Origin of the sequence: Gilvibacter sp. SZ-19 (assembly GCF_002163875.1) — a bacterium.
In the GTDB taxonomy this organism is placed as follows: domain Bacteria; phylum Bacteroidota; class Bacteroidia; order Flavobacteriales; family Flavobacteriaceae; genus Gilvibacter.
Genome location: NZ_CP019333.1, coordinates 1,347,176 through 1,368,096, shown reverse-complemented (window position 1 = coordinate 1,368,096; position 20,921 = coordinate 1,347,176). Strand labels below are relative to the sequence as shown.

15 protein-coding genes are annotated in these 20,921 nt (G+C 44.9%); 10 read left to right on the top strand and 5 right to left on the bottom strand.

Annotation, left to right across the window (positions count from 1 at the left end):
- Both BTO09_RS06290 and BTO09_RS06285 read right to left on the bottom strand, forming a co-directional pair.
- The gene (locus BTO09_RS06290) at positions 1-867 is read right to left on the bottom strand and encodes a DUF58 domain-containing protein (protein WP_087523957.1); all 867 of its coding nucleotides are present in this window, start codon (positions 865-867) and stop codon (positions 1-3) included.
- Between the two features lie 43 nt (positions 868-910).
- A complete protein-coding gene (locus BTO09_RS06285) occupies positions 911-1,915 on the bottom strand; it encodes a MoxR family ATPase (RefSeq protein WP_087523956.1) in 1,005 nt (334 codons plus the stop codon).
- 259 nt (positions 1,916-2,174) lie between these two features.
- Between BTO09_RS06285 and BTO09_RS06280 the strand changes: the two genes are divergently transcribed.
- The 6 genes from BTO09_RS06280 (at position 2,175) to BTO09_RS06255 (ending at position 8,184) form a co-directional block, all read left to right on the top strand.
- On the top strand, positions 2,175-2,933 hold the full coding sequence (locus tag BTO09_RS06280) for an SDR family NAD(P)-dependent oxidoreductase (RefSeq protein WP_087523955.1): 759 nt from the start codon (positions 2,175-2,177) through the stop codon (positions 2,931-2,933).
- 3 nt (positions 2,934-2,936) lie between these two features.
- Entirely contained in the window at positions 2,937-4,073 is a 1,137-nt protein-coding gene (locus BTO09_RS06275; protein ID WP_087523954.1) for an ATP-binding protein, read from the top strand.
- Between the two features lie 31 nt (positions 4,074-4,104).
- Complete coding sequence (locus tag BTO09_RS06270; protein WP_157663441.1) at positions 4,105-5,100, top strand: T9SS type A sorting domain-containing protein; 996 nt, start codon at positions 4,105-4,107, stop codon at positions 5,098-5,100.
- A 92-nt stretch (positions 5,101-5,192) separates the two neighbouring features.
- Entirely contained in the window at positions 5,193-6,323 is a 1,131-nt protein-coding gene (locus tag BTO09_RS06265) for an SPFH domain-containing protein (RefSeq protein WP_087523952.1), read from the top strand.
- Positions 6,324-6,343: 20 nt separating this feature from the next.
- Positions 6,344-7,462, top strand: coding sequence for a DNA helicase PriA (locus tag BTO09_RS06260; protein ID WP_087523951.1), 1,119 nt, complete (start codon positions 6,344-6,346; stop codon positions 7,460-7,462).
- Positions 7,459-8,184: a metallophosphoesterase gene (locus BTO09_RS06255; protein ID WP_087523950.1), complete on the top strand. Its 726-nt coding sequence runs from the start codon at positions 7,459-7,461 to the stop codon at positions 8,182-8,184. Before BTO09_RS06260 ends, BTO09_RS06255 begins: the two co-directional genes overlap by 4 nt.
- 138 nt (positions 8,185-8,322) lie before the next feature.
- On the opposite strand, the gene BTO09_RS06250 is transcribed toward BTO09_RS06255, so the two are convergent.
- From BTO09_RS06250 to BTO09_RS06240, 3 genes are all read right to left on the bottom strand, one after another.
- Positions 8,323-9,876, bottom strand: coding sequence for an aldehyde dehydrogenase family protein (locus BTO09_RS06250; protein ID WP_087523949.1), 1,554 nt, complete (start codon positions 9,874-9,876; stop codon positions 8,323-8,325).
- Between the two features lie 219 nt (positions 9,877-10,095).
- Positions 10,096-10,632, bottom strand: coding sequence for a 3-hydroxyanthranilate 3,4-dioxygenase (locus BTO09_RS06245; RefSeq protein ID WP_087523948.1), 537 nt, complete (start codon positions 10,630-10,632; stop codon positions 10,096-10,098).
- Between the two features lie 74 nt (positions 10,633-10,706).
- Entirely contained in the window at positions 10,707-11,210 is a 504-nt protein-coding gene (locus BTO09_RS06240; protein WP_087523947.1) for a CAP domain-containing protein, read from the bottom strand.
- Between the two features lie 205 nt (positions 11,211-11,415).
- Between BTO09_RS06240 and BTO09_RS06235 the strand changes: the two genes are divergently transcribed.
- From BTO09_RS06235 to pbpC, 4 genes are all read left to right on the top strand, one after another.
- Positions 11,416-12,489, top strand: coding sequence for an isoaspartyl peptidase/L-asparaginase family protein (locus BTO09_RS06235; protein WP_087523946.1), 1,074 nt, complete (start codon positions 11,416-11,418; stop codon positions 12,487-12,489).
- A 2-nt stretch (positions 12,490-12,491) separates the two neighbouring features.
- A complete protein-coding gene (locus BTO09_RS06230; protein WP_087523945.1) occupies positions 12,492-12,803 on the top strand; it encodes an antibiotic biosynthesis monooxygenase in 312 nt (103 codons plus the stop codon).
- A 195-nt stretch (positions 12,804-12,998) separates the two neighbouring features.
- Positions 12,999-18,542, top strand: a complete 5,544-nt coding sequence (locus BTO09_RS06225) for an Ig-like domain-containing alpha-2-macroglobulin family protein (RefSeq protein WP_087523944.1) — start codon at positions 12,999-13,001, stop codon at positions 18,540-18,542.
- A complete protein-coding gene (gene pbpC, locus BTO09_RS06220) occupies positions 18,542-20,902 on the top strand; it encodes a penicillin-binding protein 1C (protein WP_087523943.1) in 2,361 nt (786 codons plus the stop codon). Before BTO09_RS06225 ends, pbpC begins: the two co-directional genes overlap by 1 nt.
- The last annotated feature ends 19 nt before the right edge of the window (positions 20,903-20,921 follow it).

The window sequence follows — 20,921 nt, the reverse complement described above, 5'->3', positions numbered from 1 at the left end:
CTATGCTCTGTTTTTAAAATAGCCCAATAATTTCTTTACGTAACTCTCGTCTATTCGACAAGAGATCTGACCACTCCCGCTCTTTAAGAACACCTCTTGGAAGTAGTCTACACGTTCGCGATAATAGCGGTTATAATTTTTTCTGACCGATTTAGACCCAGTATTGACCAGCATGCTTTCTCCCGTTTCGCCATCTAGCATTTGTACCACTCCAAGGTTCGGAATCTCTTCTTCTCGCGGATCGTATATGCGGATTCCTGTAAGGTCGTGCTTGCGCGCTACTAGCTTCACCGTATCCTTGTACTGATCTGTCATAAAATCAGAAAGCACAAAAACAATGGCCTTCTTTTTCATCACATTGATCAAATATTTTAAAGCCTGATCTAAATCTGTACGTCTGCTTTTAGGTTCAAATTCCAAAAGCTCGCGAATGATTCTGAGTATGTGCGATTTTCCTTTTTTAGGCGGAATGAACAGTTCTATCTGATCCGAAAAAAGCAGTAGGCCTACCTTGTCGTTGTTCTGCAGGGCAGAAAAAGCCAAAGTAGCAGCGATCTCGGTGATGAATTCTTCTTTGAACTGCTCCTTGGTACCGAATAGCTCAGAACCACTGACATCTACCAAAAGCATTAGAGTTAGCTCGCGTTCTTCTTCAAAGACTTTGACAAAAGGCTCGTTATAACGCGCCGTTACGTTCCAGTCGATGTTACGTACATCGTCACCGTATTGGTATTGACGTACCTCGCTAAAGGTCATACCACGGCCCTTAAAGGTAGAGTGGTACTCTCCGCCAAAGATGTGGTCGCTTAGGCGGCGTGTTTTGATCTCTATCTTCCGAACTTTCTTAAGAAGTGCTGCTGTATCCATTACTTTACTCTCTTGAGTTGGTCTTGGTTAGTAAGGTGCGCTTCTATGGTACTTCGATCTGATTGACAATCTTGTTGATAATGGCTACGGAGTCAATATTTTCTGCTTCAGCCTCATAGGTGATCCCGATACGGTGACGCAAAACATCGTGAACCACTGCACGAACGTCTTCTGGAATCACATAACCTCTTCGCTTTATGAATGCATAACACTTAGAGGCCATGGCCAAGTTGATACTACCACGCGGTGAGGCTCCAAAGCCAATAAGGCCTTCTAGCTCAGCCAATCCAAATTGCTTCGGATTTCTAGTAGCAAAGATGATATCGAGTATGTATTTCTCGATCTTCTCATCCATATAAACTTCACGCACCGCTTGCTGCGCTCGGGTGATCTGTTCTAAGGTCACCACTTGATTCACCTTTTCAAAAGCACCTTTTAAGTTGGCGCGGATGATCAGTTGCTCTTCTGCTTGCTGCGGATAATTGATTACCGTTTTTAGCATAAAACGGTCTACTTGAGCCTCCGGAAGCGGATAAGTTCCTTCTTGCTCAATTGGGTTTTGGGTGGCCATAACCAAGAATGGTCTGTCCAACGGAAAGGTCTCATCACCGATGGTAACCTGCTTTTCTTGCATCGCTTCCAATAAGGCCGATTGTACTTTGGCCGGCGCACGGTTTATCTCATCTGCCAAGACAAAGTTGGCAAAGATGGGTCCTTTCTTTATGCTAAAGTCGTTTTCTTTGATGTTGTAAATAAGGGTTCCGATAACGTCTGCCGGGAGCAGGTCCGGAGTAAACTGAATACGGCTAAAACTGCCGTGCACTGCCTGAGATAGTGTATTAATGGCCAAGGTTTTAGCAAGACCAGGCACCCCTTCTAGTAAGATATGTCCTTGTCCTAAAAGGCCTATTAAAAGGCGCTCTATCATGTGCTTTTGCCCCACGATCACCTTGTTCATCTCTAAGGTTAGCAGGTCCACAAAGGCGCTCTCCTGTTCAATTTTTGCATTTAATGCTCCTATATCAACACTTGCCGTAGCTTGTTCCATAAATGCTGTTTTTACTGATTTTTTCTGATGGTAATTTTAGTATGCGCAAATTGCCTATTTTCTGCGACAAGTCTTGTTAACAGTTGGTTAAAAGTTCTTGATAACATAAGCTGTGCAACGGCCTGAAAAATAAGCGTTTTTTATAAATTTTAAGACCTGCTTTTAAGAGGATAATAACGTTTAAAATCAGGGTTTCAAATTTGCGCTTCCAGAAGTGTCTAAAAATGCATTATTTTCAATTACAAAATTGCCAGAATACATGAAGAATTCGATAGCCTTAATTACAGGTGCCACCTCGGGAATTGGACAAGCCACAGCCCGTCTTATGGCTAAAGAAGGTGTAAAACTCATTTTATGCGGACGTAGATCAGAGCGTCTCCAGCAAATAAGTCAAGAACTGTCTGAACACACCAGTGTGCACCCTTTGCAATTCGATGTGCGAGATAAATCCGCAGTAAATAAAGCGATTGATAGCCTGCCAGAAGCGTTTAAGAATATTGACATTTTGGTTAATAATGCTGGGAATGCGCACGGTTTGGACCTCATACAAGAGGGCAATAGCAACGATTGGGATGCCATGATGGATATCAACGTAAAGGGCTTATTGTATGTAACCCAGGCAGTACTTCCAGGCATGCTGGAAAGAGGAAAAGGCCATATAATCAACATTGGTTCTACTGCTGGGAAAGAGGTGTATCCCAAAGGAAATGTCTATTGCGCAAGTAAACATGCTGTCGATGCCATTAACCAAGGCATGCGCATGGACCTCAACGGAACTCCTATCCGCGTGGGAGCGGTAAACCCAGGGCTAGTGCAGACCGAATTCAGCGAAGTGCGATTCAAAGGCGATTCCGAAAGAGCCGACCAAGTCTATAAAGGCTATACTCCTTTAAAACCAGAAGATGTTGCGGAGGCCATTTGGTTTGCAGTGACGCGTCCGCCACATGTAAACATTGCAGATCTTACCATGATGTGTGTGGATCAGGCATCGTCTATGATCGTGAATAAACAAGCCTAATACATGCTCAATAAACGGCTGCTTGTCAAATACTTGCTCGCTCATAATGACGAGAGTAGTTTCTACGATAAGAAACGCCGTATTGATATTGGCTCTAAAGAGGGGAAGGCGAAATTTCTGAAGCATATCTGCGCGCTCAGCAATTCGAATCCGGCGAACAATTCCTATATCATCATTGGGGTAGAAGACGCTAACAACGAGATCGTTGGGGTTGATTTCTTTGACGATTCCAAGATCCAAAACCTGATCAATGCCTATTTGACCAATCCGCCGCAGATCCAATACGAGAATATCAACTTTCCAGATTTGGAAGATGGCAAAGTGGTTGGCTTGGTTACCATTCGTTCCATAAATGAGATCACCTCTTTGCGAAAGAATATTTGGAAGTATTGGGGCGGTACTGTGTTCTTTAGAGAAGGCAGTATTTCTAAACCTCAGGCCTTTGATATTGAATTGGTAGATCACAATTCAGAAATTGTTGCCGCCATTGAGCAGCATGCCAGAAACAATATTGAGCTCACCTTGGACGGGGTGATCGATTTTATCAATAACCGGCACGCCGATATGCCTTCTCACTACAAGGTCTTTAAAGAATTATTCGTGCTTTGCTGGGCAGGACATACCAAGCAGGTTAAAGATGAAACTTATTACTCCCGAGTAGATATAGAGTTGATCAACGAACAAAAACGTTTGTTCTATTCGGCGCTAGATGAAGTTAGCATAAAATACAATGACGATTTTTTCAAGATCGTGGAATATGTGAGCTTGGGATTGAACAATCAGACCAAGTACTACCCTTTAGAGGAGGTGCTTATAAAATTTGAAGACAACGGCTCCTACACTATCGAGACCCAATTGCTTTTTGACCCGCCCCAGTTTGACAAAAAGACCTTGCATCATTTTTACAACGCCAACAATGCCCTTTTGGAAAAGCTGAAAAAGGAAATTCCATTGACCAAAATGGAGATTCAGGATATACGGAATTTACCCAACACTTATTTGATCTGTTATCTCAACGATTTTCCAGACGCAAAAGACAAACTGGTAGAGGCGAAACCCTTTTTGAAAGCTTACAGCAAAGGGGTCTATGACTCCTACAGGGAATGTGTTCGCATTTTGCGTAAGCTTAAGTATAATTAGTTAACTTTAAGCTAATTAAAAAATTGCACCCGTGAAAAGGATAATTACTTTGCTGTTAATATTCCTAACGGCACATAGTTTTGCTCAGTGTTTTACTTCGGATTATATAATGGAGAATTATCTGACTGATGCGAAGATCTTATTGCTCAGAGAAATTCAATCCAACCCCGATGACCCAGACTACAACGAGCCTTTTATAGACGAATCTCGCTTAGACTATTATCTGGAACGACTCAGTGCATTACATGCCAACATTATTGAGGAACCTATGTTAGACAGCATATTTGGCCCGCTTAATATTCACGTGAACGTAGAATATATGCCTACTGTGTATCATCGCGGAATTTTAATGGCTGCTCCTTACGACCCTTCGTGGGTAGATCCATATTTGGAAACTGGGCTCTCGGGAATTCCAGAATTTGATGCCTTGATAGAAACCTACAGTTTTGAGGAGGTAAGTTCGTTCATAACCGGTAGTGGCAGTTTTTTCCTTTGGATAGAGACAACGGAAGATGCCTTAAACATAATTCCTATAGCAAGTGACTTCGACGCCTTAGAAATAATTAGTTCTGCCAGCCCTGACACAGACATTAATTATCGATTCAATTATACTGGAGTACCTTTTACTTTACCCGGAGGTGCTAGTGCGGAAGTTTGTGATATTGTTTTTATAGAAGACGATGTACGATTTTATATCGCCGGAGGAGATTGTCCTTTGGGATGCGAACAATTCACTGGTTGGACTTTTAACGTTAGTGAGACTTGTGAGGTTAGCTTTTTAGATGTTCCTGAATTCGATTCGGACCGTATTGTGGTATATCCCAACCCGGCGACAGATTTATTAAAGATCCAAGGAGGAGGAACCTCATTTACTCTGAAATTATTCACTATGGACGGAAGACAGCTTGAACCCAATATGATTGCTGAAAACACAATAGACGTTAGCGGTTTAAACGCAGGTTTATACGTGCTAAAGGTAACTGACCTTAAGGGTGACAGTGTAACAAAAACCGTCATTATCAACTAATGTATTGGAATGAGATTCAACACATAGAATCTTAATGCAGTAGACAGCATTAATTCCTATCTTTAACCATCAACATTAAACATTATCTACCTATGGGCCTTTTTGACAAGATTAGAGAGAAACTCAGCAACGAATTCATTGACATTGTTGAGTGGCTGGATTACACGGACGACACCATCTGTCATCGTTTTGAACGCTACCAGAATGAAATAAAGAACGGCGCACAACTCATAGTGCGAGAAGGGCAAATGGCGGTCTTTATCAATGAAGGAGAACTGGCCGATGTATTCGAACCTGGAACCTACACCTTAAACACAGAGAACTTACCTATACTGGCTACTTTAAAAGGATGGAAATACGGGTTCAACAGTCCGTTCAAGGCCGAGGTTTACTTTGTGAATACCCACCTTTTCACCGACGAAAAATGGGGCACTAAAAATCCGATCACACTTAATGATGATCGCTTCGGATTGGTGGAGATCCGCGCTTTTGGAACCTACGCCTTTAAGATCAGTGATCCCGGGAAATTCATAGTAGACATTGTTGGAACAGACAACAATTTTACCAACTTCGAGATCAACGAACACCTAAAAAGTCTAATTGCCACGCGCTTTACCGACACCATTGGAGAAGCCAACTTACCCATAGAACTCTACGCAGCCAATTCCACAGAATTGAGTGAGACCTGTCAAGAGGTTATGCAACCGGAATTTGCAAGTGTTGGTATTTCTTTAGAGAAATTCTTTATCGAGAATGTCTCCATGCCAGAAGACCTTAAAAAGGAGATCTTCGAATATAGCCGCATTGATAAATTGGACCTGGACAAACTTGCCAAATTCAAAGCCGCTAAAGCCATTGAGGCGGCAGCCGCCAATGAAGGCGGAACTGCCGGCGCCGGCATGGGCATGGGTATGGGATTCGTACTGGCCCAACAAATGGGAGGCCTTATGGGTGGAGCAGGACAAGCAACAGCGCCTGCAGCGGCTCCCACAGGAGCCGTGCCGCCGCCAATGCCAACAGCAGTACAATACTATTACGCCTACAATGGTCAACAAGCGGGCCCAGTTAGTTTTGAACAGTTGCGCGCCCTTTTTGCCAACAGGACAGTAAACAAGGATTCCTTGGTTTGGAAGCAAGGCATGAGCGGCTGGGCACCACTAAAGGATGTAGAAGAACTCAAAGCCTTTTTAGGAGGAGCGACCCCACCGCCACTACCTGCTTAATCTCAGAACCCACATAAGCGATGGAGGCTGCACAGCCCAAGTCTAAATCAGAATTAAAGAAAGCCTGCATCAATTGCGGGGCGGAACTCCTATATGCGCCTGGAACAACCGAGTTGCAGTGTGAATATTGTGGTCACAGCGAAACCATTACAGCTGCTACAAATAGTTTCGAAGAATTGGAGCTTCGGCCCTATTTGGAGGAGCTTGGGCATCTTTCACACAGCGAGGTCATCTCACTAATTCAATGCAAGAACTGTGGTGCAAACCAGCACATAGAGGAGAATTATAAGTCCCTGCATTGTGTGTATTGCAGCATGCCGCTGATTATTGAAGATCAGCAGAAGGAAGCATGGATCTTACCTGGAGCTCTCGTTCCTTTTCAATTGACCAAGGAAAAGGCACATTCCATATTCAAATCTTGGGTCAAAAAGCTGTGGTTTGCTCCGAATAAGCTCAAAAAAGCAGCGCTAGATCCGCAGTTCACCAAAGGCTTATATGTTCCCTATTGGACCTTTGATGCCCAACTTTACGCGACCTATACCGGACAACGAGGAGACTACTATTATGTGTCCGTGCCCTATACGACCACCGTAAACGGAAAAACGGTTACCAGGATGCGTCAGGAACGCAGAACACGTTGGACTCCGGCAAGCGGGAGCATTTCTGGTTTTGTAGACGATACCTTGATCAAAGCTTCGGAACAAAAATCTGGGCGAATCCCTAGTAAGATCGCCCGCTGGAATTTAATGGAGCTCAAACCCTTTGACAGTTCCTTTTTGGCCGGATTTGTGACAGAGAAGTATACCATTCCACTTAAAGAAGGACATTTAGAATCCAATATAGAGGCCAAACGCATCGCTCACCGTTGGGTGTGTAGAGATATAGGCGGAGATACCCAGCGTGTTTCATCCCTTAATATGAAACTCACAGACGAGACCTTTAAGCATATTCTACTGCCCATCTATATCAGCGCATATACTTTTAAAGGCAAACAATACAACTTCTTTGTCAATGGACAGACAGGAGCGCTCTCTGGTCAACGTCCGTATTCCTTCTGGAAGATCTTCTTTTTGGTAGTGGGAATTATAGCAGCCATAGTGCTTATCATTATCTTATTGGATCAGGCGGAGCAACAATGAAAACCTACGCAATAGGCGACATACACGGCGGTTTAAAAGCACTTGAGCAACTATTGGATCGTATTCCAATTGCTGCGGAGGACACCTTGGTCTTCTTAGGCGATTATGTGGATGGATGGAGCGATGCGGCCAATACTGTTGAATATCTTATTGAATTTTCACAAAAGCATCATTGCATTTTTATCCGGGGAAATCACGATTATTTGCTCTCGCAGCATTTAAAAGTGCACTCTAACAACCCTTTGTGGTTGGCTTCCGGAGGTGAAATGACCAAGGCCAATTACAGCGACAAATCCGCAGCATATAAAACGAGGCATATTGAATTTCTAGACCAATTGGTCAACTATTGGATCGATAAAGACAATAGACTCTTTGTACACGCCGGGTTTACCAACCCGCATGGGCCTCAGCATGAGTACTACCCGAATATGGTCTATTGGGACAGAACACTTTGGGAAACGGCTTGTGGGCTAGATCCGAACATGCCACAAGATCATCCGCGGTATCCCAAACGACTGACTCTTTTTAAAGAGATCTATATTGGACATACTCCTGTTACCAAAATTGGAGAAAGCGAGGTGGTCAACTGTGCCAACGTTTGGAATATCGATACGGCAGCGGCATATAAAGGCCCATTAACCGCAATTGATGTTGCTACCAAAACCATCTACCAGAGCGATCCGGTTTGGCAACTCTATCCCGACGAATCTGGAAGAAACTGAATGTAGTGATTTGAAAAAGCAAAAAGGCCCAAGCCAGCCGTAGAGGCAGCAAGGGCCATATTCTTTGAAAAATATCTTCTATCCATAAACCGTTATTTGGTCTATGAAAATACTAAATCAATCTGATTTAGTCCGCGCCTACAGGTCGAACTTGATACCTTGGGCTAATGGAAGATCTGTAGTATAATTTATCGTATTGGTCTGTCTGCGCATGTAAATTTTCCAAGCGTCAGAACCAGACTCGCGTCCGCCTCCGGTCTCTTTCTCACCTCCGAATGCACCACCGATCTCGGCTCCAGAAGTACCGATATTTACATTGGCAATTCCGCAGTCAGAACCTGCATGCGAAAGGAAACGCTCCGCTTCACGCAAGTTGTTGGTCATGATAGCAGAAGACAAGCCTTGAGCCACACCGTTTTGAACTTCAATAGCGTTCTCAACATCGCCAGAATACTTTAATAAATACAATACAGGTGCAAAAGTTTCGTGCTGAACGATCTCAAAAGAGTTGTCCGCCTCTGCAATGGCTGGTTTTACGTAACAACCGCTTTCGTAACCTTCTCCTTCTAAAACTCCTCCAGGAACAACTATGTTTCCGCCTTCTTCTACTACTTTGTCCAAGGCTTTCTGATACATCGCCACCGCGTCAGTATCAATAAGTGGCCCTACGTGGTTGTTTTCGTCTAACGGATTCCCAATACGTAACTGCTTGTAAGCATCTACTACCGCATTCTTAACTTGATCGTAAATGCTCTCGTGAATGATCAATCTGCGCGTCGATGTACAACGTTGTCCGGCAGTACCCACAGCACCAAAAACGGCACCGATCACTGTCATTTTAATGTCTGCATCCGGAGTAACAATAATAGCATTGTTTCCACCTAATTCTAATAGGGACTTCCCTAAACGAGCTCCAACGGTCTGGGCAACTATTTTCCCCATACGAGTAGAACCTGTTGCAGATATAAGAGGTACTCGTGTATCTGTGGTCATGAATTCACCAACCTTATAGTCGCCGTTGATCAAACAAGAAATTCCTTCTGGTAGACCATTCTCTTTAAATACACGTGCTGCGATCTTTTGGCAAGCAACTCCACAAAGTGGCGCCTTCTCAGACGGCTTCCAAACACATACATCGCCACAGATCCAAGCCAAAGCTGTGTTCCAAGACCATACAGCAACTGGGAAGTTAAAGGCCGAGATGATCCCAACCACGCCAAGTGGGTGGTATTGCTCGTACATGCGGTGTCCTGGGCGCTCGGAGTGCATGGTAAGTCCGTGCAATTGTCGCGAAAGTCCTACGGCAAAATCGCAGATATCGATCATTTCTTGAACCTCGCCCAAACCTTCTTGGTAAGATTTTCCCATTTCGTAAGAAACGAGCTTTCCGAGCGGCTCTTTTAAACGACGAAGCTCCTCACCAAATTGGCGTACCACTTCTCCTCGCTGCGGAGCTGGCATAACTCGCCAACTTTTAAAAGCTGAAGTAGCAGCTTGCATTACTTTTTCGTAGTCTGCTTTGGTGGTGGTGGTCACCTTACCGATCAACTGACCATCTACCGGAGAATACGAGGCGATCTCGTCTCCAGAAGAGAACCACTCAGATCCTGTTGATGTTCCTTGATTAACCGCCTCAAGACCAAGTTCTTTAAGGGCTTTGTCCATTCCAAAGGACGTTGCAACTGCTTTCATCTATTTGATAATTTTATTATTGTGGCAATCAAGCAAACAAAAATTATCTGCATAGATCAACCGCTTCGCTTTCACACAAAAAATTTAATTATTACTGTAGTTTTACTAACAATTAAATTTGTTTGTGTTCATTTCATATTAATTATAAATTTTGACAATAAAATTGTGCTGCGAAGGTAGGCATTCGCAAACGATTTCGCCAAATTCTAAAACGGAAGATTAATCTGCTGTGAAACGGGGATCAGATTCCATTTGATGCCCGCAATTATCGCAGGTTCTTAAGGTCTCTGAATTGTAGTATTCTTTAAAATGTGGTAAGAAGTCCTTTTCTATATCGTGCAACTCAAAATAGACTTCGTGGAGTTTGTGGTTGCAGTTATCGCAGAACCACAAAAGGCCGTCGGTATAACCTTGCCCAGCGCGCTTGCGCTCTATGACCAAACCTATAGAGCCTTCTTTACGGACAGGTGAGTGCGGCGTTTTAGCAGGATGCAAATACATATCCCCAGGACCCAAAGGCATCACTTTGCGCTCACCATTGTCTTGAACGATAACCTCGATCTCTCCTTCTAATTGATAGAAGAGCTCTTCAGTTTCGTTGTAGTGGTAATCCTTCCTCGCGTTAGGACCCGCCACAACCATAACGATATAATCATCAGCATCGACGTAAAGGTTTTTATTGCCCACGGGAGGTTTGAGAAGCTCGCGATTCTCTTCCAACCAGGTGTTCAGATTAAAGGGTTTTGCAATTGCCATATCGCCGTATAATTAGTGAAAATCTAAGGTACGGCGATTCTGGCGAATATAAAAGTGCGTGACTAAGCGTAAAGTTATTCCGAATAGAATAGGTGTGTAAAGTAATAGGTTCCTCTAAAGTCTTGCATAACACCAAATCCGCTGTGGGTGTAATCACCTTCGATCACATTGCGGTGGGTTTGGCTATTGAGCCATGCATTGACAACATCTTCTGCAGATCGATATCCTCTAGCTACATTCTCTCCGACGCGAAGGGCGCCTTCACTCAATAGGGCTTGAGAACGTTGTGCATAACCGTCGTGGCTAATGCGTTGGTTATCGATCATGTACTCGGTGTGCATCACCGCATAAGCTGTAGCCGTTCTTCGGTCAAGCTTAATGGGTTCCAGATTTAAGGTACTGCGATGCGCGTTTACCAAGGATAGGATTTCATTGGCCATGGTCCAATCGGTCTTATTGGCCAAGTTGAGGTCTACTGAAAAGTTTGATTCTGGCTCCACAGGAATCTCGTCCTTGGAGCAGGAAGTGGCCACGAATAGCAGGACCACTGCCATGAGGCTGGTTCTAAGTAGGTTCATAATACGGGGACATCAAATTTGGGGCATGATGTTGAGCCAAATATAGAAAAAAAATACTAATTATTGCATTTCAACTAATTTTTATGCATTTCATCGATATTTTGTGTAAGCCTTTAAGATGTTTTTCCTACACGGTTGATTTTTAAGCTTCCCAATAACTGTGGGCATTTTGACGTATATTAGTAGGTGAAAAAACGCCTAGATCATGATCCGAAAATTTTTTGCAGTTTTAACATTTTCCGCACTGATTTCTTGTGGGAATAATGCCGATTCGACTCAGAATCAGACCTCCGAAGCAACAAAAACAAACACTGAACAACCCACTTTTGGTATAGTTATCCATGGAGGTGCAGGCACTATTTTAAAGAAGAATATGACCGATTCTTTAGAAACTGCTTACAAGGAAATACTGGAAAAAGCAATTCGCGTTGGGCATAAAATATTGGAAGATGGTGGAGATGCTATGGACGCGGTTACTGCTACTATCAATGTCATGGAAGATTCTCCGCTTTTCAATGCCGGCAAAGGAGCGGTCTTTACCCACGAAGAGACCAACGAACTAGACGCCTCTGTAATGGATGGGAAAACCTTGAATGCCGGGGCGGTTGCTGGAGTCACTCGCATTAAAAATCCTATCGATCTGGCGCGAGAGGTGATGGACAATTCAGATCATGTGATGTTAGCCGGAAAGGGCGCTGAGATCTTTGCAGAGACTCGCGGGATCGCACTGGTTGATCCGGAGTATTTTTTTACTGAAAGACGCTACAACAGTCTGCTCAGAATCAAAGAGCAGCAAAAGACACAATTGGATCACGACGAAAAAACAGCCTTTGTAGACCCTTTTATTAAAGATTCCAAATTTGGTACAGTTGGCTGTGCTGCCTTAGATAAGAACGGAAATCTTGCGGCGGGAACATCTACCGGAGGTATGACCAACAAGCGTTGGAACCGTATAGGCGATGCGCCGATAATCGGGGCCGGAACCTATGCCAATAATGCTTCTTGTGCCGTTTCTTCTACCGGTTGGGGCGAATACTTTATTCGCGCAATGGTGGCACACGATATCTCTGCCCTAATGGAATACAAAGGCATGAGTGTTCAAGATGCGGCCAGAACTGTTATCCACGATAAAGTGGGTGGCTTAGGTGGCGATGGAGGAATTGTCGCTATAGACAAAGACGGCAACGTCGCTATGGAATTCAACACTGCCGGTATGTACCGAGCCCATATGAATGCCAATGGAGATCTGGTTATTGGAATCTACGAAAACCAACAATAGCCTTGGAACTCAACAAACCCTACTATGCCGTTATCTTTAGCAGTTATCAAACCGATGATCTGACAGGATATTCGGCCACAGCACAACTCATGGAGGAGCTTGCAGCTCAACAAGCAGGTTATCTAGGAATAGAAAGCGCTCGCAGCGGTTTAGGCATTACTGTTAGCTATTGGGAAAGCTTGGAGGCCATAGCACAATGGAAACAACAAGCAGATCACCTCTTAGCGCAAAAAATGGGAAGAACCCAATGGTATTCCAGCTATAAAGTACGGATCTGTAAAGTTGAAAGAGAGTACGATTTTACTGCAGATTAAACCCCAGTCTGTTAAACTCTTCCCAAATTCAAATCCGCAGCATACGCAATTAAAAAAAGCTGCGTTATTTAAGTGTCTTCAACCACCAACGCGCCTTATTCCGAAGGCCTTACAGTTTAACTTCAGGAATTTACTAGCCCTTTTGGGCTTAGACTTTTTGTACCTTTAATTACTGACGTTAAACCATCGCCGACTATGAAGTCATTATTCCGCGCGAGTCTCGTTTTATTACTGCTCGCAACCGCCTGTAAGCCCAAATCAACACAAAACGATCAACTTTTTCAATACCGGGACTACCTCTCCTATCACACGCAAGGTGTACGCTCTGTGCATGCACCTATAGTCTTGGACTTTTTAAGGCCGCTAGCCAACTTCGATGCCCAGGCCCAGCTTCCTGCCAGTAGTTTTAAAATAAGACCAAGCGTAACGGGTACACTTAAGATCAGCAATGGGCGTTCCCTGATCTTTACACCTAATGAAGCTTTAAAAGCCGATACCGAATATTCGGTTACGGTAAATCTCAGTGATTTTTTAGAGGATCTTCCCGACGACAAACGTCAATTTACCTTCTCCTTTAAAACCATAGCACCCAATTTCAAAGTAGATCTCGGGCAATTACAGTCCTATAATAAGAGCTATCAATTTTTACAAGGCAGCATTCAGGCGGCGGATGGTCTTTATTTGAACCAAGCCCGCGAACTGGTCAGTGTAAGTCAAGGTGGAGCGCAGCTCGCAGTAAAGTGGGACTCGCTTGGCGGCCCAAATAAATACTACAGCTTTGTGATTGACAGCATAGCGCGTGCTGAAAACGACAGCGAGATCCAGATCCGTTGGGATGGAAAGGCGATCGGTGCAGACAATAAGGGTACAGCCCCTTTTGTAATCCCCGGAAGAAACAATTTCACCGTTTTGGATGTAAATACTTCGGAGGCGCCCAGCACCAGACTCACCATTAACTTCTCCGATCCTGTCGATCCAGATCAAGATTTTAGAGGTTTAGTGAATTTAGGAGGTAACGATAATTTGCGGTTTGAGGCAGATGGCAATTCGCTGCTGATCTATCCTGCAAGTCGCCCGCAAGGCGATTTGGACCTTGTAGTCTTTGCCGGGCTTAAAAACACCGATGGCTACGCTCTAAAGAACTCTTATTCCGACACGGTCACTTTTGACCCCTTAAAGCCACAAGTCAATTTGCTCTCTAAGGGAACAATTATCCCGAATGCGAAGAACAATCCCATTTACTTTGAAACGGTTAACCTGGCTCAAATAGATGTACGAGTCGTAGAGATCTTTCAAGACAACCTCTTACAGTTCCTTCAAGAAAGTTCTCTGAACAATTCCAGCGATTACTACCTGCGACGCGTAGGCAGACGTGTGGCCAAAAAAACGCTACAGCTGGTAGATACCAATATGGTGAGTGCAAACAGTTGGAAAGCCCACGCTTTAGATCTGACAGAACTCTTCGATGCCAGCCCCGGAAGCGTCTACCGAGTAGAATTCAGTTTTAAGCCAGAATACAGTTTGTTTGCTTGCGAGAGCATTTTGGCAGGAGAAGAAAACGAGTACGAGGATGAGTATTATGGGGATTATGCTAGTGACAACGATCTGGAAAGTGCCGACGAAGATGCCCTAGAATCTCGTTATTGGGACAATGAGATCTACCGTTGGCGATCTTACAGTTACAATTGGCAAGAAAGAGATAATCCTTGCCATCCAGCCTACTACAATGAAGACCGAATTGTGCAATCCAATTTAATGGCCTCAGACTTAGGAATAACCGTTAAGGCAGGCAACAATGGAACCTATCATGTCTTTACCAACAATCTTATCAGCTCCGAACCCATGGGCGGAGTCAAGGTCTCTCTTTACAATTATCAGCAGCAAGTCATTGCCAGTCGCACAACCAATGCGCAAGGACAAATCGTGTTCGACACCGACAATAAAGCTGCCTTTGTAGTAGCGCAAAAAGCAGCTAACTACGCCTATGCGCGCATAGACGATGGAATGGCTCTTTCTCTATCTAAATTTGATGTGTCGGGAGGACAAGTGCAGCAAGGTCTTAAAGGATTTTTATATACCGAACGTGGCGTACATCGCCCAGGAGACAGCATTCACCTCACCTTTGTTCTGAATGATGCGGCCAATCCCTTGCCAGAAGATCATCCTGTAAAACTAGAGCTCACGGACGCCCGAGGAAAACTGGTGGAGCGTCGGGTTGTTCGTGGAAGCGTAGACGGCTTTTACTATTTTCCATTGACTACGGCTGCAGAGGCACCCACAGGAAATTGGAATGCCACGGTTAAAGTAGGTGGCGCGAGTTTTGGCAAGACTTTGCGAGTGGCTACAATAAAACCCAATCGCTTAAAAGTACAATTGGAGTTCGAGAAGGCTGTTTTAGAGGCCGACCGCCCAATTTCCGGGGCCTTGAAAAGCACTTGGTTGCACGGGGCACCAGCGCGTAATTTGAAAGCCAATGTCTCTTTGACCTTGGCAGAATCTTCTTCGCCTTTTAAGGACTTTACCAATTTTAACTTTAATGACCCGGTGCGGACTTTTTCTACTTCGGAGTTTAACTTTTTAGATGCAGACCTCAATAGCGAAGGTGCCTTTGGTTTTAAAGAACAACTACAACTAAGCGATAAGGCTCCGGGAATGTTACAGGCGTCTTTTGTAACCAAAGTGTACGAAGGCAGCGGTGATTTCTCTATAGATGTAATTAACAAACCCCTTGCGCCTTATGCACATTTTGTCGGGCTGAAGCCTCCCAAATTAGGACGTTATGGATCTTTTGAAACCCAGCGGGACCACCGGTTCGAACTTGTCACAGTAGACGCACAAGGAAAAGCCTCTGGTAACAGAAAGCTCACCGTTGAGGTCTTTGAGATCTCTTGGCGATGGTGGTGGAACCGCGGACGAGATAATTTGTCTCGATACGAGAACAGCAGCGTTTACAGACCTGTAAAAACCTTTGAGATCACCACAGGTAGTAATGGAAAAGGAAGCTTTGATCTCAATATACCCGACGAGCAGCGAGGCCGATATTTAATTCGTGTCAAAGACCCAGTTTCTGGCCATGCAACGGGAATGACCACCTATTTCTTTAAAGATTGGTGGCAAACCGGACAAGCTGGCTCCGAGAGTGCTAAAATGCTACTTTTCTCATCAGACAAGGATACTTACAATGTCGGTGAACAAGCACAGATCCGGTTCCCTTCAAGTGCAGGTAGCACGGCGCTGATCAGTGTAGAAAATGGCACAGAGGTATTGCATTATCAGTGGGTTAAGACACAGCAAGGTAATACAGAGCTTTCTTTAGACATTACTCCAGAGATGGCTCCTAATGTGTATATCAACATCAGTTTGTTGCAACCGCACGAGCGAACCAAAAACGACCTGCCTATGCGACTCTACGGTGTGGTTCCTATAATGGTTAACAATCCGAAGACCGAGCTGTCCCCACAACTTCAAATACCCTCTGAATTGAAACCAGAAACTGACTATCAGGTAACGGTATCTGAATCCAATGGCAAAGCTATGACCTATACCCTAGCGGTGGTGGACGAAGGCCTTTTGGATCTCACCAGATTCAGCACGCCAGATATTCACAAAGCTTTTTACGCTCGACAAGCCTTAGGGGTTAAGACCTTTGATATCTACGATTTGGTGATGGGGGCCTTCTCTACACAGGTTGACAATTTCTACGCAATAGGTGGTGGCGATGCTGCAGCGGGAGCCAAGAACAGAAAAGCAGACCGCTTTAAACCTGTGGTAAGTTATCTGGGGCCCTTTAAATTAGACCCCGGGCAGTCTGCCACACATACCTTGACCATGCCCAATTACATAGGGTCTGTAAAAACCATGGTAGTTGCGGGATACAATCAAACTCAGGCCTATGGTAAGACAGAAGTGGTCACACCAGTGCGCACTCCGCTGATGGTCTTGGCCTCGGTGCCCAGGAAGCTTTCTCCCGGTGAGAAACTCACGCTGCCTGTGACTGTGTTTGCTATGGATCCAAAGGTAAAACAAGCACAAGTGAGCATAGAAACCTCCTCCGGATTAAAACCAACGGGAAGTGCTACAAAGACGGTTCGTTTTGATAGCCCAGGGGAACAGATCGTGAACTTTGAATACGAGATCCAAGCCAGCGATGCAGTACAAAACATTAAAGTCCTAGCACAAAGCGGAAGCCATAAGGCGTCTTACCCCTTGGAGATCGATATTTACAATCCGAATCCCATCAGCAGAACATCTAAAACCTATACGGTAGAAGCGGGAACGCAGAAACAGATCGACTTTGCAACTTTCGGTACCGCAGGGACGAACAAGGTGACTCTAGAATTGTCTACCATTCCTCCTATGGATCTGGAAAAGCGTTTGGATTATTTGATCCAATATCCACATGGCTGTGTGGAACAAACCACCTCGGGTGCTTTTCCGCAGCTCTATCTCAAAGATCTGGTTGCCCTAAGCTCAACCCAAGCGCGTCGTACGGAAGAGAATATCAAAGCTGCGATACGCCGTCTAGGACAATTCCAGAACACCTCTGGCGGTATGGGTTATTGGATGGGTGAGTCCCAATCTAGTGATTGGGGAACCTCTTATGCAGGTCATTTTTTATTAGAGGCCAAACAACAGGGATATACCTTACCAATAGGGTTCCTTTCTAATTGGACCCGCTATCAACGTCTTGCGGCCAAACAATGGCGCAAATCATCGCAATCGTATAACACAACACATGCCCAAGCGTATCGCTTATACACCTTGGCTTTGGCCGGGCAGCCCGAACTGGCAGCCATGAACAGGCTCAGAAAAAGTGGCGGATTAACCAATGCCGCACTGTGGCGCTTAGCCGGGGCATACGCCCTGACTGGCAACAAATCCGCAGCATTAGAACTGTTAGAAAAAGCCACACTTAAATTCGAAAATCAACGATACAGTTGGTATACCTACGGCTCGGCTTTGCGCAATATGGCTATGGCTTTGGAGATAATGACCCTGCTGCAAGACGAAAACGAACGCGAAATGGCCCTATCCATAGCGGCCCAACTAAGCAGTGAGCGTTGGCTGAATACCCAAGAGACGGCCTATAGTCTTTTGGCGCTTGGAAAAATGGTGAAGATCAATGGTGGAAAATCCTTTAGCGTGAGTTTGAATCAAAATGGACAAACTACAGCCTTGAGTTCCGAAAAGAGTATCTTACTGCAAGAACTTTCCTTTGTTATGGGAGACAATTCCATCAGCCTAAACAATACGGGAGAGAGTCGTATTTATGCCTCACTGATCCAGCAAGGACGTTATCCGATGTGGGCAGAAAAAGCGGCGACTAAGAATCTATCCCTGCGCACCGATTTCTTGGATAAAGAAGGCAAGCGCATTGATGTGGCCGAATTGCGACAAGGCACGGAGTTCAACATTCGTATAAACATTTTGAACAACTCCAATGACGACCTAAGAGACCTCTCCCTTACGCAACTTGTGCCGAGTGGCTGGGAAATTGTAAACACCAATTTTACAGCTGCCGTGCAAGGCCATGTGAATCCGGCCCGATATACAGATATTAGAGATGACAAAGTGAACTACTATTTCGATCTGAGATCTGGCAAATCCAAGACCTTTGAATTGGTAGTCAATGCCTCTTATTTAGGCCGATATTATTTAGCTGGAACACACAGCAGCACTATGTATAGTGACAACTACTACGCCAGAACACAAGGGCAATGGGTAACTGTTAAACAATAATGCGAATAAGTAAAAGATTCATAGCATGCCTTAAATGGTTAGGCCTAAAGCGAAGTCTTATTTTGGCTGGCTTGCTCTATTGGTTGTTTTGCCTACCTCGAGTTTTATTCGAGTCGCCTACCTCTACAGTGATAGAGAGCCGCGAGGGCTATTTGTTGGGGGCGCGAATTGCTGCGGATGGACAATGGCGATTTCCGGCCTCAGATAACGTGCCTCATAAATTCGAGCGATGCATCCTGCTTTTTGAAGACGAGTATTTCTACCAGCATCCAGGAGTTAATCCGGTGGCGGTAACCAAAGCGCTTTGGAATAATTTGACTAGGGATTCTCGCCGCGGAGGCAGTACGCTTACCCAACAGGTAATACGTCTGTCGCGTGACAACAAAGCTCGCACCTATTCCGAAAAGCTCATAGAAATGATCCAGGCTACTCGCTTGGAGTTTAGATACAGTAAAAAGGAAGTCCTTGGGCTGTATGCAGCGCATGCTCCCTTTGGAGGCAATGTGATCGGTTTGGAAACAGCAGCTTGGAGGTATTACGGCCTGCCTGCTACCGAGCTGAGCTGGGGGCAAATGGCTACCTTGGCCGTACTGCCCAACGCACCTGCCCTGGTATATCCAGGAAAAGGGCATGAGGTTTTACTCCAAAAGCGAAACAGACTGCTCAAAAAACTCTTAGAAAGAGGCGAACTCACCCAAACCGATTACGAGCTGTCTGTACAGGAACCCTTGCCAGGGAAACCTTTACCACTGCCACAACTCTCCCCACATTTATTAGACAGAATGGTGCAAGAACAAGCAGGACAGCGGGTAAAGACTACTTTAGATTATAAGCTTCAGCAGCAACTCAACACCAGTATGCGCTTGCATCATCAAGGTCTGCAAGCCAATCAGATCCACAATGCCGCAATTTTAGTTTTATCCACAGACCAAAGAGAGGTACTGGCCTATGTTGGCAACAGCCCAACGTCCGCGCAGCATCAAGTGTTCGTGGATATTATCCGCAGCAAAAGAAGTACAGGAAGCATTTTAAAACCACTGCTCTATGCAAGTGCCATAGAAGACGGAAGCCTATTACCAGATATGTTGGTCAAAGATGTTCCGACGAGTATCAACGGATACAATCCCAGCAATTTTGACAATGAGTTTCAAGGCGCCATTTCGGCCAGCGAAGCCCTTTCGCGTTCGCTGAATATTCCGGCAGTCCGACTTTTAGAAAGTTATGGTCTGGAGCGGTTTCACAGAAAACTCCAAAGAGCTGGCCTAAATAGTATAGATCGTCCGGCAAATCACTACGGATTGTCTTTGATATTAGGAGGCGCAGAAGCTTCACTCTGGGAAGTAACAGCCGCTTATGCAGCCATGGGAGCCACCTTAAATCACTACAGTGGCAACTCCTCTCAATACCGAACTGGAGAATATTCCGCTCCGAAGATCATAAATGACAGTCAGCGCGACTTTGGCGAGACCACTTTCGAGGCCCCTCTTTTTACTGCGGGGAGTTTGTTCAACACTTTTCAAGCCCTGCAAAAAGTGAATCGGCCTTTTGGACAAGAACTCTGGGATAGCTTTAACGGGGCACAACAGATAGCCTGGAAAACGGGCACTTCTTATGGCTTTAAAGATGCATGGGCAGTTGGCGTTACCCCAAAATACACTGTTGGGGTATGGGCTGGAAATGCAGATGGCGAAGGCAGGCCAGGTCTTACAGGTGTGCAAGCCGCGGCGCCGCTTCTCTTTAGTGTTTTTGATGCCTTGCCAAAAAGTGAATTCTTTCCGCCTCCCTTTGACGATCTGGTTCAAAGAAACATCTGCACCAAAAGTGGGCATATCGCGGGGGCATATTGCGAAAATGTACAAGAGCAATGGGTTGCGAAGGCCAAAGTAATGACCTTGAGCTGTCCTTATCACAGAACTGTATTTTTAGACGATAAAAAGGAGTATCAGGTGAATTTAGATTGTTACCCAGCCGCTGATATCACCGCAGAAAAATGGTTCGTTCTGCCACCTTTTTTAGAACATTATTACACCAAGAATCATCCTGAATACAGACCGCTGCCGGCATTTAAGCAGGGTTGTTTTCCAGAGGAGATACCCAATATGGAGTTCATATTCCCGAAGGACAGTTCGGATATTATACTCGCCCAAGATTTTAGCCAAAAGCCCAGCGAGGTGGTCTTTAAGGTAGCACATCGAAAATCTGAAACTACGCTCTATTGGTATCTGGACAATACCTATTTAGGCAATACCGATACCTTTCATGAAATGGCCCTTTTGCCTAAGGCAGGCGATCATCTACTCACGGTGGTAGATGCCGACGGAAATGAGATCAGGCGTCAAATACACATTCGGAATCCTTAACTTAGCCAAGAACCGATGC

Bases quoted from the DNA above. Each gene is read 5' to 3' on its own strand.
- BTO09_RS06290 (WP_087523957.1), bottom strand. From the start codon at position 867: ATGGATACAGCAGCACTTCTTAAGAAAGTTCGGAAGATAGAGATCAAA.
- BTO09_RS06285 (WP_087523956.1), bottom strand. From the start codon at position 1,915: ATGGAACAAGCTACGGCAAGTGTTGATATAGGAGCATTAAATGCAAAA.
- BTO09_RS06280 (WP_087523955.1), top strand. From the start codon at position 2,175: ATGAAGAATTCGATAGCCTTAATTACAGGTGCCACCTCGGGAATTGGA.
- BTO09_RS06275 (WP_087523954.1), top strand. From the start codon at position 2,937: ATGCTCAATAAACGGCTGCTTGTCAAATACTTGCTCGCTCATAATGAC.
- BTO09_RS06265 (WP_087523952.1), top strand. From the start codon at position 5,193: ATGGGCCTTTTTGACAAGATTAGAGAGAAACTCAGCAACGAATTCATT.
- BTO09_RS06260 (WP_087523951.1), top strand. From the start codon at position 6,344: ATGGAGGCTGCACAGCCCAAGTCTAAATCAGAATTAAAGAAAGCCTGC.
- BTO09_RS06255 (WP_087523950.1), top strand. From the start codon at position 7,459: ATGAAAACCTACGCAATAGGCGACATACACGGCGGTTTAAAAGCACTT.
- BTO09_RS06250 (WP_087523949.1), bottom strand. From the start codon at position 9,876: ATGAAAGCAGTTGCAACGTCCTTTGGAATGGACAAAGCCCTTAAAGAA.
- BTO09_RS06245 (WP_087523948.1), bottom strand. From the start codon at position 10,632: ATGGCAATTGCAAAACCCTTTAATCTGAACACCTGGTTGGAAGAGAAT.
- BTO09_RS06240 (WP_087523947.1), bottom strand. From the start codon at position 11,210: ATGAACCTACTTAGAACCAGCCTCATGGCAGTGGTCCTGCTATTCGTG.
- BTO09_RS06235 (WP_087523946.1), top strand. From the start codon at position 11,416: ATGATCCGAAAATTTTTTGCAGTTTTAACATTTTCCGCACTGATTTCT.
- BTO09_RS06225 (WP_087523944.1), top strand. From the start codon at position 12,999: ATGAAGTCATTATTCCGCGCGAGTCTCGTTTTATTACTGCTCGCAACC.
- pbpC (WP_087523943.1), top strand. From the start codon at position 18,542: ATGCGAATAAGTAAAAGATTCATAGCATGCCTTAAATGGTTAGGCCTA.